We start from the raw sequence: 12,738 nt of genomic DNA, 5'->3' as shown, positions 1-12,738 counted from the left end.
TTACATGAGATGTGCGCCCAAGAAATGGTCAAAAGTATCTCCCCTAAGTCCCAATCGGATGGTTTCAAGCGGAATAAGTTCATTAGGGGCGATATTTCCTAAATTGACATTGGCACCAAGAAGTTTTACAAACCAAACTTGCTGTTCTTTTTGCGGAGCTTCCCAGATGATACGGTCTTCGGGGATTTTTGTCAGGATTTCTTCCACCAGACCTTGTCTGACCTCTCCGGAATCTCTGAACAAACCCACATTTCCCCCTTCTCTTGCTTCACCGATGACCTTCCATGAACCTGCATCAAGTTCACTTTGCATCTGTTCAATCCATTTATATGGAGGGATGATTTTGGCAGCATCTTTTGATCCTACTTCGGACAAGACGGTGACATCTTTGGAAAGAATCTCTATGTATTCACACTTTTTGCCGTGGTTGAGACTGATTGAACCGTCAGAAACCTCTGCAAAAGTCAGGTCAAACTTTTCTAGAACCCGTCTATAATCTTCAAATTGACCTCTGATGACAAATGCCTCAAACAAGGTGCCTCCCAAATAGACAGGAATTCCTGCGTCTTTATAAATCTGGATCTTTTGTGCAAGATTTTTTGTGAGATAGGACGTTGCCCATCCCAACTTGACAATGTCCACATAATCACTGTTTGCATCAACGAAGTTTTCGACTTCCCTGATGCCCATGCCTTTGTCCATAACCATAGTAAACCCCGTAGTACGTGGTTTTTCGGTTCGTACAGGCAGATTCTTCAGAACGTAATTCATTAAGTTCGAATTTCAGGTAATTAATTGTTTAGATTGGATGATGTATCGGCATCCTTATATTGGGAGATGATTTTGAAAATAGCCTTTTGATGCTTTATTTCTGGCATCAAATCATACAACAGTGTGTGTCTCCCAAAGTCCAAAGTTAATGCATTTTCTAAATATGAAAAGGCTTCCTTGTATTTAGCTGATTTTAAGAGGTAGACTACCAGTCTGTAATATAGTTCTGACTCTTCCGGCAGTTCTTCGATCCCTTCTTTGATCACGTCTTCTGCCTCCTCAAACCTATTTTGGTCAAAATATATGATCGACAGGTTGACATAAGTTTCTATAATGCCCGGTTCTAGCGTGATGGCTTCTTCATAGGCTTCAGAACTTGCCTGAAGGTTGCCGAGGTTGTATTCAGCATCTGCAAGGCCTACCCAATAGGTTGCGTTTTCTTTGGTGATTTTGATCGCTTTTTTGAAATAATGGATGGCTTCAAAAAATTTTTCTTTTTTGAGCATGCACATTCCCAATCCAAACCATGCATCGTCATATTCAGGATCAAGCTTGGCTGATTTCTTGAAATTTTTGAAAGCCAGGTCTATCTGATCCAGTTTTTCATAGGCGGCACCGAGATAGCAGCAGTTTTCGGCATTTGCTCCCTCACAATTGATGGTGTTTTGATAGGCTTCAAGCGCAAGTTCAAATTGGTTGGTATTCATGTAAGCATTGCCCAAGTTGAAATACGCAGAGGCAAAGGCATCGTCGATAATCAGTGCATAATCATATGCCTGAATCGCTTCTTCAAACCTTCCAAGTCTGTTATAAACCACACCAAGGTTATACCATGCGCCTGCGCTATACGGATCCTGATCGATAAATTCCTGATAAAAATCCAGTATCTCATCAAAGGAACCTTCCTCCTCAGTGATCATTGCCAGTTGGAACAAGGCATCTTCATGGTTGATTTTGACCTTGACGCACTCCTTGTAATAATAAGTGGCTTTTTCGTTGTTTTCATTGGCTTTATAAAGGTTGCCGAGGGTATAATACACTTCAGCCTTATCTTCGGCCAAGGGTAAAAAATCCTCCAACAAATCTATGGCTTCTTTGATGTTGCTGTTGATCATCAAAGCCTGACTGAGCGCCAAGACAATGTCTTCATTGTTAGGTGAAAGGTTGTTCAGATTTTCAAGTATTTCCAATCCTTCTTCCAGTTCATCATTGAATATGAGGCACTGTGCCTTTAGAAGCTTGATTTCCACACTAAATGGGAATTTTTCCAAAGCATGGGCGGATGCTTTGAGTGCCTTTACGTACTTCTGCTGATCAAAATAAAACCGGACAATGTTTTCCAATTCCTCTTCTTCAAAATAAAGATCCAAATTGGATTTAAGTGAATTTTCAAACCGTTCTACAAGTTCTTTGTCTTCTTCCCAATCGTTATCAAAATCTCCGGTCATCTGTTTCTTTTAATAGTTTACTTAAGATACCAAATTATTTTTTGGTACAAAATCCCTCTTTGAATATTTTTTTAAAGAAGTAGCCAACAGTGGCCAAATTCCCCAAATAGCGGATTTTGAAATTTCAAATGAATAAACGTCCCTCTCTTATTTTTCGTTCGAGATGGCCCATCTGAAACTGTCCTCCAAAGTTCGGTACCTGAAGTTGATCTCCTGCTGTACTTTTTGGTTGTCCATGGTGATCGACAGCTGTGATAGCATGGCGGTCTGCTTGTTGAGGGGGTTTTTGGTCAATCCAAGAAGCCTTCCGATTCCTATAAAAAATATGGCAAGCCTGATCTGGATGGGGCTTACTTTTTTGGAGGGGCCTTTTTTTCCGAAAATTTTGGCCATGGTATTAAAAAAATCTTTGTAAAGAACTGCACTGTGGTTGAGGATAAATTTTTGGTCCCAAAGGTTTTTTTTGAAAAGTTGGTGGGTGATGGCTACTGCATCCCTGATATCTATAAAATTGACTGTGCCGGCAGGATAAAATTTACTTTCCTCCAAAACGTAGTGGTAGATCTGTGTACTGCTTCTGTCATCACTGACTTTTCCCAAAATGACCGTAGGCAAAACCACCAAAGCTTCTAATCCCTCCTGCACTCCCCGCCAGACTTCTAGTTCGGCCTGGTACTTGGAAATGGCATACGGTGTGTTAAGTTTGGATTCCACCCAAGGGGTATTTTCATCAGAAACCTTTGCTTCGGCTGTACGGCCAAGTGCCGAAACCGAACTTACATGGATCAGTTTTTTGACCCCTTTTGCAAGCATCGCATTGACCACATTGGCAGTGCCGCCTACATTGATTTTCATCAATTCATCTTCGTCTCCCGGATTGAAGGAAACCATCCCTGCTGAATGGATGACCAGATCCACATTTTCCATGGCCTCCTCCAAAGAAAGGGGATCAAGGATATCTCCTTCCACCCAAGTGATGCCCTCATCTCTTCCATCCAAGAGTCCTTTCGACCTGTTTTCTCTTTTCAGAGCAAGAATTTCACCTTCCTCCATAAATTTTTTGGAAAGGTAACTCCCAAAAAGACCGGTTGCTCCTGTGACCAATATTTTCATAAATGGGTATTGAATAAGGGGATTTTCTGAATGATATCGAAATATTTGCTTTGGGGCAGGTTTTGCAAAGCGTCCAGATAGCGGTGGTTATGGGTATCTGTGCCAAGGTATTTGACCCTTCCTTCTTTTACGAGCAATTCTGCAAAAGTCTGAATGTGCCTTGAATAAAATCCCGTGAGGGACAAAAGGTTGAGCTGGAAATAAATATCTCGATCGATCATTTCATGGAGCAATTTCTTGTCTTGTGCCAGGTATTGATAGCGCTCAGGATGTGCCAATATCGGCTTATACCCGTTCATTTCCATTTCAAAAAAAATCTCCACCAACATCAGCGGTTTTGCCACAAAACCTGTTTCTACCAACACATGGTTTTTGTAGACGGTAAGCAGTTTCTCTCCGTTCCTTACCTTTTCGAGAAAAAATTCGTCTAGGTAATATTCAGCAGCAGCGCTGATTTCAATATTTATGGACTCTTTTTGAAGTGCCTTTTTTACTATTTCCAATCCACCAAGAATAATCTCCGGTGTATTTTTGTAAAACTCCGACATGATATGCGGGGTGGTCACGATCTTCCGGATGCCAAAATCCTTCAATCGGGAGATCATCTCCAAAGATTCTTCAATTGTCTTGGATCCATCATCGATACCCGGAATCAGGTGTGAATGCATGTCGGCTTGCATCCAGCTCAGATCGAGCTTTTCAGGTGTATTTTCTTTTGTCTTACCTTTCAAAAAATCAAATAATCCCATTATAGTCCTCCTTTGGTCATTTCTGTAAATTCTTCGAATGTTGGAAGAACTTGGTCTTTGGCAGAAATTATGGGTGAATCCACCTGCCAGTCTATATCCAATACCGGGTCATTCCATATTACTCCGCCTTCGCTCGATTTGTTGTAATAATTGGAACATTTGTAAGAAAATACCGCGTCTTCCAATACTGAAAATCCATGCCCAAAACCCTCTGGTACATAAAGCATGTTGTGGTTTTGGTCATCCAAAACTTTGCTGAATACCTTTCCAAAGGTTTTTGATCCTTTTCTGAGGTCTACCACCACATCAAGAACCTTTCCGCTGATAACTTTGACCAGCTTGGCTTGGGCATATGGTTCATTTTGGTAATGGAGCCCACGAATTGTGCCAGCTTTGGAGAATGATTGGTTTTCCTGAACCCAGTCTTTGTCGATGCCCTGGGAAAGGAAGGTTTCCTTTCTGAATGATTCGAAAAAATAACCGCGTTCGTCTTTAAATACGACAGGATGTATTTCAAATAGACCTTCGATAGGCGTGGTTGTTACTTTCATTTTTTGTCGTTGCAGGTAAATAAGCCAATTAGAATCCGATGACAGACTGGGGAAAACCCCAATACCGGTATCAATTTGGGAGAATAAAATTTAGGATAATACGCAAACACTGGGTTTTAATGTTCCAAATATAAGGCTAATTGTCCTTAGGATGTTAAATTTGTACTACATTCCTATTTGGAACTATTTCCGGTTTGCTTCCCTTTTTCAATTATACTGCCAAAATGCTATGAGTAAAATTTCAAGAAAATTCCAAAAACTGTTTGAAACTGCCCCGATTCAGGAAACTGCCGTCATGGTGGCCCTGATCCGTCAGGGTCAAACGGAGCAACAAGTGAACGAATACCTGGATGAACTTGCATTTCTGACGGAGACTCTTGGAGCCAGAACAGTCTATAAGTTTACCCAAAGGCTGGAGAGACCTGACGTGAGGACCTTTGTGGGAACAGGTAAGCTTGAGGAAATAAAAGCTTATGTGACGCATTTTGAAGTGGATATGGTCATTTTTGATGATGACCTTTCGCCATCCCAAATGAGAAATCTGGAAAATGAACTCAAAGTAAAAGTCTACGACCGTTCTTTATTGATCCTGGATATTTTTCTAAAAAGAGCACAGACTGCCCAAGCCAAAACTCAGGTTGAATTGGCGCGATTCCAATACCTCTTGCCTAGGCTTACCCGAATGTGGACCCACTTGGAAAGACAGCGGGGAGGAACAGGAACCAGAGGTGGCGCCGGTGAAAAAGAAATTGAAACAGATAAAAGGGATATCCGAACCAAAATCACTCTACTGAAAGAAAAACTGAAGGAAATTGAAAAGCAGAGTGCTACCCAACGGAAGGGAAGAAAGGGAATCGTAAGGGTTGCCCTGGTAGGGTACACCAATGTCGGCAAAAGCACCTTGATGAACCTGATCACCAAGTCTGATATTTTGGCTGAAAACAAGCTTTTTGCCACGGTAGACTCCACAGTTAGGAAAGTTGTGTATGAAAATATTCCGTTCCTCCTTTCGGACACCGTCGGTTTTATCCGAAAACTGCCAACCCATCTGATAGAATCATTCAAGTCAACTTTGGATGAAATCCGGGAAGCAGATTTGTTGGTACATGTGGTGGATCTCTCTCATCCCAACTTTGAGGACCATATTACCGTGGTCAACAATACTTTGAATGAGATCGGAGCAGGTGATAAGCCGGTATTTTTGGTATTTAATAAAATTGACTTGGTTCCCAAAATGCCAACAGAAGAAGAAATGATGCACATGACTGAATTGGAAGTGGCGGAAAGCAAGTACCTGGATTTTCAAAAATTAGCTGTTGCGTATCAAAAGAAGTATGGCATTGCTCCAGTATTTATGGCTGCTGGTGATGGAACCAATGTCGAGGCATTCAGGGAATCACTGGTGAAAGAAGTCAAAAAGCAACATCTCAAAATCTATCCGCATTACCTCGAAGATGAAGTAGTGGATATGTCAAAGTTTGAAGGTGAATAATTTCCTTCAAAATGGAAAATTTGTAAATTGATAGAAAAATTGAATTATGAAAGACCTAAACATACTTAGGAATGAATTGAAAGAAATGTTGGAGGAAATTTCAGACCTGAAGGTTCTGCAGGGCATTAAAGAACTTTTGGAAAGCAAATCAATTGAGGAGGCAATTAGAATTCAATTAATTGTAAATGCTGAAAAATCTGAAGCCGATATAAAAACAGGGAGAATTTTTGACAACCTAGAAAAAAATTTTATTTCCGAAGAAGATTTTATTGGGATATCCACAAATGGAAGTGCCATAACTGGTGATGGCCTCAGGAAAGAGTTGTTTGAAGCTTCAAAAAGGGTAAAATCAGGAAAGTTTTTTAATCAGGAAGAAGTAGAAAATGAATCCGAATCCTGGTAAAAAACTCCCAATCAAGTGGGATATCTCAGCAAAGGAGGATTTAAAGAATATATATTTTTTCATTAAAGAAGATTCTGTAGTTCAAGCAAAAAAAGTAAAAAACAGAATTTTAGAAATAGTTAAAAATATACCTCTCTACGAGGAAAAATTTGCAAAAGAGCCTTTCTTAGAAGAATTGGAAGGGAATTTTCGGTCACGAACTATTTGGAGTTACAAAATAATTTATGAAGTAACCAACAGTGAAATCATTATTCTAAAAATATTTCATACCAGCCAAAATCCCAATAAAATAAAAGGAGGGCTGTCTTGATAAATTACTTCATCCTGATCCGCCAATCTTTTGGATAGTAATTGTTGGTTCGGTTGCCAAGGTTTTTCAGCCATCCCAAAGGCATGTTTTTATACTTTACCAAAACCCAACCATCCGGTAAATCCTTTAAAGGAATATCCTCTTTTCTCAAAAAATCCAAAGCCTCCTTCAAGTCAAGGTCATAAGTCAAAAACCCTGATTTTGGCAATATACTTACGGCTAATTCATGGTTGGGAATGAATTGCTGCTTGTTGATTTTGCCAAGTTCTACTCCAAAATACCGGATATTCAAAAACCTGCACAGGTATTCAAAATGCTGCTGAAAATCTTTGTTAACCCAAAAAAAACTATCCTGAAGATTGTAAAAACAACTGTAATCCGGTAACCCCAACTGAACCATCAGGTTTTCCGCTTCTTGTTTTCCGACCGGTTTGATGTAAGGATGCTTGAAATCTTTGGTTCTTTTTGGTTCGTGTACCAAAGAGTTTTCGGGTCTTTTGAGGACAGTTATAAAAAATCCCTCTCCTTCCACACGGTGTGGGAAAAATCGGTACCCAAAAAAACTGTTTCCATCAATATCAACTTCCGACTCCACAATTCCCCAAGCACTATCCAAAGGAATTCTGACAGGTTCATAATCGTATTCTGTTACGATAAACCTGATCATTTCTTCATTTTCCTTTTCGTTGAAAGTACAGGTGCTGTAAATCAGGTAGCCGCCACCTTTGACAAAAGAGCCGGCATGGTCCATGATTCTTTCCTGTCTTGCTGCACAAAGTGCCACGTGATCTGCAGACCATTCCGACATGGCGTCCGGATCTTTGCGAAACATCCCTTCGCCCGAACAGGGAGCATCCACCAATACCAAATCAAAAAAACCGGCCAAATCCCCAAAATGCTCAGGATCATTTTGAGTGACCAGGGTATTTCCGATCCCCCATTTGATGATGTTTTCTTTGAGAATACTTGCCCGCGATTTGATGACTTCATTGGCTACCAAAAAACCATTGTTTCCCAAATAGCTACTCAACAAAGTAGACTTGCCTCCGGGAGCCGCGGCAAGATCAAGATAAATGCCGTCTTGAGGAGCCTCGATACTTTTCAGTATATGTTGGATAAACATTGAAGAAGCTTCTTGGACATAATAACATCCTGCGTGAAAAAGTGGATCTAGCGTAAAGGAAGGCCTTTCTTCTAAAAAATACCCATCCTCATTCCATGGAACCTGGATGCTGTTTTCGGGTTGGGTTTGGGTTTTATGTCTGTTGATCCGAACGGATACCCTTGGTTCTTTTTCCAATGCCTTGGCAAATTCCGTGAATTCATTTTCGCCCAGATAGGATTTCATTTGGGACTCGAATGCTTTGGGAAGGTTGATTTTGGACATTGTTGTTTTTTGACAAAAGTAAGGATTAACACGGAACAGGAAGAAATTCATTCCTGACTAAGCCCCGTTCCCATTTAAACCCAAAGTTTTTATTTCAAAATCCTTTTTCAGTTCCCTGATTTCGGCCAATTGTTCTTGGAGCTTGGCATGGATAACTTTGAGGCTGCTTTTATTTGCCTTGCTCTTTTTCATCCATAATTCTGTCCGGTGCATGTCGTGCCATTTTCCGATTTTGTCCTGAAGAAGATCAAGGTAGGGCCAATTAAGCTGCAATTCTCCGGTTTGGTAGTTTGGTGATAATTCATGAAGATGAATCAAAACCTTTAGAGATTTTCGACTTTCATGCAGGTGACTGATAAAAAGCTTTCTTTTGAGGTTTTTACTTGCTAGCTGCAAATGATTTCTGAAAAAATCCGATATCGCTTTATCCGGCATAGTTTCCACCTTTTTCAGGGTTTTTTCCACGCTTTTTTTTAGATGGTCTCCAAAATGCCTGGCTTTGAAAAGGAAAGTTTTGGTTTCTTTCTCCACAGTGATTTGAAGAAGGTGCCGCATTTTTTCATCCTGAATTTGGATGGAATCCAAGTTTTCAAGGTTTAATTGTGCTTCTCTAATCAAACCTGCCTGCCTAAATATTTTTCTTATGGGTGTAAAATACTTGATGGTTTTGTTGTCAGGATCAGAAAATACCTGAAGCTTTAACAAGGAATGCGCCTTTTTGGACTCTACGCGCATTTGGTGGAGGGCCTCCAGGTTTTGATCCTTGACAAAATGGGATAAATTATCGGCTACACCCTTTATCCTTTCTTTAAAATAATCCTTTTGGACACCCTTTTTCAACTTCTGATTTTTTTGGTCTGATAGGTCAATATACTACTAATTAATTTTTTTGGGAAAAGGTTATCTATTTCCATTTTGAAAAGACCTTCAGGTTGAATGGTTTTGGCGTGGAGGAAACGTCCCGAGAGATTCGATTTGGTATCCATTTGGGTAAGTGGCTCTTTTTCGTTTGGTCCCTAACTTGGGATTTTTTCTTTCCGGCAAAAATTTAATAAACCAAGCTCTGGTTTTTAAAAGTGAACTCATCAATGCTGAAATAATTTTTGGTGGACTTTTAAATCCCATGGCATTTTGTAAAGGTCGGTCCATGAGAGAATATAAAAGTGGTTTTCCAAGCGGGAAAAGAAACTTTGGAACATAAAATCCAAGTAACAATTCAATGGTTTTATTGCCAATTATTTGGTTGTGGCGGTCAAAGCGGAAATGTACTTTTTCATATTCCAGGTTAAAAGCTTCAAAAGCTTCCAATGTTTCGGGTATCCCGGTGATATGCATTTTTTGGCCAAGCAAAGTGTAATTGGTTAAAATTGCCTCTTTTTCTAATTCAGTAAACGGTCTCCAACCAAATCTGTCCATCCACCTGATGGGTTCAAAGATGAAAGTCGACAAGACATATAAAAAATCTTCGTTCGGTATTTTAAACCTCCCATGCATGTCATTCATGCGGTCTATGGCCTTCCCGCCACGTAGGCTGTCCATTCCGTGTTCGAGAATTTCATAGAGGATCAGTTCGGTGTCGTCATAGCGCTTCCTTGTCCGGGAAGTAAACTCGCCTGTTCCAACAAGGATTTTGGAAATGGAGGGAACTGCAAAAGTCCTGAAAAGAGCAAATTCCAAAGCCCTTTCCATATCCCAGGGAAAACAGTGACAGGTTAATAAAAACGCGATTTCCCTGTGGTCCTTTTTTGGATCCAATTGGGCGATCCTGTCGGAGAAAAATTTGGCTTTCATTGCAGTTTTGTTTTCAATAAATAGCTCAAAATCGGGATTCGATTTTGGGATTTTTTGACAAAAAGAAAGTTTGAGAAACAGCTCCTTGATCCCAGTCTAGATTTTTTTTGCTTCTTCCCAATACACATCCATTTCTGCCAGGCTCATGTCCTCTATTTTTCTTCCGGCTGATTTTGCGGCATTTTCGAGGTATTGGAAGCGTTTGATAAACTTGAGGTTGGTCCGTTCCAATGCTTCCTCAGGATTGATATCGATAAACCTTGCGTAATTGATCAAAGAAAAAAGTAAATCTCCAAACTCCCCGGTTGCCTTCGTTTTATCAATTTCCTGTCCCTCCAAGGTGTTAAATTCTTCCTTGAATTCCTGCATTTCCTCTTCCACTTTTTCCCATACCTGATGCTTTTCTTCCCAATCAAATCCAACTCCGCGTGCCTTTTCCTGGATCCGCATGGCCTTGATCAAAGCCGGTAAAGACTTCGGCACACCACCAAGAACGGACGTATTTCCTTTCTCACTGAGTTTGATTTTCTCCCAGTTTTGTTTGACGGTTTCCTCATCTTTGGCCACGGTATCTCCATAGATGTGGGGATGTCGCCGGATCAGCTTTTCACAAAGGCTGTCAATGACTGTTCCGATATCGAAGGCTTCTTTTTCGGCACCGATTTTGGAATAAAAAACAATATGTAGGAGAATATCCCCCAACTCCTTTTTGATTTCTTCTAGGTTGTTTTCAAGAATAGCGTCTGACAACTCAAAAGTTTCTTCGATAGTGAGGTGTCTGAGGCTCTCAAGGGTCTGTTTTCTATCCCACGGACACTGCTCACGGAGCTCATCCATGATGGTCAATAGTCTATCAAAAGATTGTAGTTGGGTTTTTCTTAAAGATAAATCAGACATATTCGGGAAACTAATCGGAAAGTGAGGACGTTTTCAAAGTATTACGTAAATTTGCGCAAATTATATTGATATGGCAACCTTGTATTTGACTTTGGGATTCTTGGCATTGTTCTTCGTTTTGATGTCTGTTAGGCTTATTTTCCTCAAAAATGGCGAGTTTAAAGGGACCTGTGCTTCACAAAGTCCATTCTTAAATAAGGACGGTGGTACTTGCAGTTATTGTGGCAAAGTTGTTGACGCAAACAGTTCATGTGCTAATCCAGACAATGAAACGGATAAAGTTCTAGCCAAATTCAAATAAAAATTTTTCATCTCCCGGATTTACCGGGATTTTTCAATTAGCACTTAAAACTCTTCAATGTGGCGTTAATCAAATCTATTTCCGGTATTAGAGGTACCATCGGAGGCAAACCCGGTGAAGGATTGACTCCTTTGGATGTTGTCAAATTTACTTCCGCCTATGGCAGTTGGGTGATCAGCCAAACAAAAAATCCAAAAGTGGTCATCGGCAGGGATGCAAGGATCTCAGGTGAAATGGTCTCCAAACTTGTTGCAGCAACGCTTCAGGGTTTGGGAATTGATGTGATCGACCTTGGTCTGAGCACTACTCCGACAGTCGAATTGGCTGTTCCTTTGGAAAAAGCAGGTGGAGGAATCATCCTTACCGCAAGCCATAATCCTATTCAATGGAATGCCTTGAAACTGCTAAATGACAAAGGGGAATTCATTTCAGACCTGGAAGGAAAATCCATTTTGGATAATGCAGAGAAGGGAAATTTCTCCTTTGCGGAAGTCAAAAAAATTGGAAAATATATCCAAATCGACGATTACATCGACCGACATGTACAGCATGTTCTTGGTCTCAAGCTTGTAGACAAAGAGGCCATTGCTGCCAAAAAATTTAAAGTAGTCATTGATTGTGTGAATTCCACAGGAGGCATTGCCTTGCCAAAATTGCTGAGGGCACTTGGCGTGGAGGATATCGAGGAAATGTATTGTACTCCTGACGGACATTTTCCCCATAATCCCGAACCTCTTCCTGAAAATCTCAGGGACATTGCCGATAAGCTTAAAAAAGGCAAATATGACCTGGGCATCGTCGTCGATCCTGATGTCGACAGACTTTGCTTTATGAATGAAGACGGGAGTCCTTTTGGGGAGGAATATACCTTGGTGGCTGTGGCAGATTACGTGCTTTCGCAGACTCCCGGCAATACCGTTTCCAACCTGAGTTCTACACGGGCATTGAGAGATGTCACCGAAAAAAGAGGTGGACACTACCACGCAGCGGCTGTTGGCGAAGTCAACGTCGTCAACAAAATGAAGGAGACAAATGCGATCATCGGTGGGGAAGGCAACGGCGGGGTCATCTATCCGGAATCCCATTATGGACGTGATGCATTGGTGGGAATTGGTTTGTTTTTGACGCATCTGGCCAAGTTTGGCAAGACAATCTCCAGACTGAGAGCGAGCTATCCGAATTACCATATTTCTAAAAACAAAATCGAACTGACTCCAGAAATCAACGTGGACAAGATCCTAGAGGAAGTCAAAAAGAAATATAAAAAGCAGCCGATCAATGACATTGACGGTGTCAAAATAGAGTTTGACAAGGAATGGGTGCATTTGAGAAAATCAAATACAGAACCCATTATCAGGATTTATTCTGAATCCGAAAGTCAAGCCACTGCTGACCACTTGGCGAATAAAATTATTCTTGATATCAAAGAAGTGGTGACGAATACAAAATGATAGGTTATTGAGTTAATTAATGTTTGTGGAGACACAACATTGGCTAAAAGATACTCGTCCACGGACGACAGTCC

Annotated in this window: 14 protein-coding genes; 5 read left to right on the top strand and 9 right to left on the bottom strand. The window is 40.7% G+C overall.

The window, feature by feature from the left end; genetic code table 11:
* From DQW11_RS06890 to rfbC, 5 genes are all read right to left on the bottom strand, one after another.
* Entirely contained in the window at window positions 1-771 is a 771-nt protein-coding gene (locus DQW11_RS06890) for a phosphosulfolactate synthase (RefSeq protein ID WP_113923331.1), read from the bottom strand.
* A gap of 20 nt (window positions 772-791) precedes the next feature.
* Complete coding sequence (locus DQW11_RS06885; protein WP_113923330.1) at window positions 792-2,219, bottom strand: tetratricopeptide repeat protein; 1,428 nt, start codon at window positions 2,217-2,219, stop codon at window positions 792-794.
* Window positions 2,220-2,366: 147 nt separating this feature from the next.
* On the bottom strand, window positions 2,367-3,332 hold the full coding sequence (locus DQW11_RS06880) for an NAD-dependent epimerase/dehydratase family protein (RefSeq protein WP_113923329.1): 966 nt from the start codon (window positions 3,330-3,332) through the stop codon (window positions 2,367-2,369).
* Window positions 3,329-4,081: a tyrosine-protein phosphatase gene (locus DQW11_RS06875; protein ID WP_113923328.1), complete on the bottom strand. Its 753-nt coding sequence runs from the start codon at window positions 4,079-4,081 to the stop codon at window positions 3,329-3,331. The genes DQW11_RS06880 and DQW11_RS06875 overlap by 4 nt, the downstream gene beginning before the upstream one ends.
* Window positions 4,081-4,632 (bottom strand): dTDP-4-dehydrorhamnose 3,5-epimerase, encoded by a 552-nt coding sequence (gene rfbC / locus DQW11_RS06870; protein ID WP_113923327.1) that lies wholly within the window; start codon window positions 4,630-4,632, stop codon window positions 4,081-4,083. Before rfbC ends, DQW11_RS06875 begins: the two co-directional genes overlap by 1 nt.
* A 229-nt stretch (window positions 4,633-4,861) precedes the next feature.
* Here rfbC and hflX point away from each other — a divergent pair, with 229 nt between their 5' ends.
* The 3 genes from hflX to DQW11_RS06855 are packed head-to-tail and all read left to right on the top strand — an operon-like array spanning window position 4,862 to window position 6,837.
* Window positions 4,862-6,124 (top strand): GTPase HflX, encoded by a 1,263-nt coding sequence (hflX, locus tag DQW11_RS06865; protein WP_113923696.1) that lies wholly within the window; start codon window positions 4,862-4,864, stop codon window positions 6,122-6,124.
* Window positions 6,125-6,170: 46 nt separating this feature from the next.
* Window positions 6,171-6,527: a hypothetical protein gene (locus tag DQW11_RS06860; RefSeq protein ID WP_113923326.1), complete on the top strand. Its 357-nt coding sequence runs from the start codon at window positions 6,171-6,173 to the stop codon at window positions 6,525-6,527.
* Entirely contained in the window at window positions 6,508-6,837 is a 330-nt protein-coding gene (locus DQW11_RS06855) for a type II toxin-antitoxin system RelE/ParE family toxin (RefSeq protein ID WP_113923325.1), read from the top strand. The genes DQW11_RS06860 and DQW11_RS06855 overlap by 20 nt, the downstream gene beginning before the upstream one ends.
* Window positions 6,838-6,841: 4 nt before the next feature.
* Here DQW11_RS06855 and DQW11_RS06850 read toward each other — a convergent pair whose 3' ends face one another.
* From DQW11_RS06850 to mazG, 4 genes are all read right to left on the bottom strand, one after another.
* Window positions 6,842-8,224 (bottom strand): methyltransferase RsmF C-terminal domain-like protein, encoded by a 1,383-nt coding sequence (locus tag DQW11_RS06850; protein WP_113923324.1) that lies wholly within the window; start codon window positions 8,222-8,224, stop codon window positions 6,842-6,844.
* Window positions 8,225-8,281: 57 nt separating this feature from the next.
* The gene (locus tag DQW11_RS06845; protein ID WP_157966062.1) at window positions 8,282-9,064 is read right to left on the bottom strand and encodes a CHAD domain-containing protein; all 783 of its coding nucleotides are present in this window, start codon (window positions 9,062-9,064) and stop codon (window positions 8,282-8,284) included.
* A gap of 87 nt (window positions 9,065-9,151) precedes the next feature.
* Window positions 9,152-10,015 carry an oxygenase MpaB family protein gene (locus DQW11_RS06840; RefSeq protein WP_113923322.1) on the bottom strand — a complete coding sequence of 288 codons (864 nt, stop codon included), beginning with the start codon at window positions 10,013-10,015 and terminating at the stop codon, window positions 9,152-9,154.
* Between the two features lie 96 nt (window positions 10,016-10,111).
* The gene (mazG, locus tag DQW11_RS06835; RefSeq protein WP_113923321.1) at window positions 10,112-10,912 is read right to left on the bottom strand and encodes a nucleoside triphosphate pyrophosphohydrolase; all 801 of its coding nucleotides are present in this window, start codon (window positions 10,910-10,912) and stop codon (window positions 10,112-10,114) included.
* Between the two features lie 70 nt (window positions 10,913-10,982).
* On the opposite strand from mazG, the gene DQW11_RS22475 reads away from it, so the two are divergent.
* Entirely contained in the window at window positions 10,983-11,213 is a 231-nt protein-coding gene (locus DQW11_RS22475) for a hypothetical protein (protein ID WP_113923320.1), read from the top strand.
* Between the two features lie 59 nt (window positions 11,214-11,272).
* Window positions 11,273-12,664 carry a phosphoglucosamine mutase gene (glmM, locus tag DQW11_RS06825; protein ID WP_113923319.1) on the top strand — a complete coding sequence of 464 codons (1,392 nt, stop codon included), beginning with the start codon at window positions 11,273-11,275 and terminating at the stop codon, window positions 12,662-12,664.
* Window positions 12,665-12,738 lie beyond the last annotated feature (74 nt).

Origin of the sequence: Cognataquiflexum aquatile (assembly GCF_003316845.1) — a bacterium.
Classification (GTDB): Bacteria; Bacteroidota; Bacteroidia; order Cytophagales; family Cyclobacteriaceae; genus Cognataquiflexum; species Cognataquiflexum aquatile.
Note: the sequence above shows the minus strand (reverse complement) of the source record. Positions and strands in the feature narration are given on the sequence as shown.

Bases quoted from the DNA above. Each gene is read 5' to 3' on its own strand.
- DQW11_RS22475 (WP_113923320.1), top strand. From the start codon at position 10,983: ATGGCAACCTTGTATTTGACTTTGGGATTCTTGGCATTGTTCTTCGTT.
- DQW11_RS06890 (WP_113923331.1), bottom strand. From the start codon at position 771: ATGAATTACGTTCTGAAGAATCTGCCTGTACGAACCGAAAAACCACGT.
- DQW11_RS06875 (WP_113923328.1), bottom strand. From the start codon at position 4,081: ATGGGATTATTTGATTTTTTGAAAGGTAAGACAAAAGAAAATACACCT.
- DQW11_RS06885 (WP_113923330.1), bottom strand. From the start codon at position 2,219: ATGACCGGAGATTTTGATAACGATTGGGAAGAAGACAAAGAACTTGTA.
- DQW11_RS06860 (WP_113923326.1), top strand. From the start codon at position 6,171: ATGAAAGACCTAAACATACTTAGGAATGAATTGAAAGAAATGTTGGAG.
- mazG (WP_113923321.1), bottom strand. From the start codon at position 10,912: ATGTCTGATTTATCTTTAAGAAAAACCCAACTACAATCTTTTGATAGA.
- DQW11_RS06850 (WP_113923324.1), bottom strand. From the start codon at position 8,224: ATGTCCAAAATCAACCTTCCCAAAGCATTCGAGTCCCAAATGAAATCC.
- DQW11_RS06880 (WP_113923329.1), bottom strand. From the start codon at position 3,332: ATGAAAATATTGGTCACAGGAGCAACCGGTCTTTTTGGGAGTTACCTT.
- DQW11_RS06855 (WP_113923325.1), top strand. From the start codon at position 6,508: ATGAATCCGAATCCTGGTAAAAAACTCCCAATCAAGTGGGATATCTCA.
- rfbC (WP_113923327.1), bottom strand. From the start codon at position 4,632: ATGAAAGTAACAACCACGCCTATCGAAGGTCTATTTGAAATACATCCT.
- hflX (WP_113923696.1), top strand. From the start codon at position 4,862: ATGAGTAAAATTTCAAGAAAATTCCAAAAACTGTTTGAAACTGCCCCG.
- DQW11_RS06840 (WP_113923322.1), bottom strand. From the start codon at position 10,015: ATGAAAGCCAAATTTTTCTCCGACAGGATCGCCCAATTGGATCCAAAA.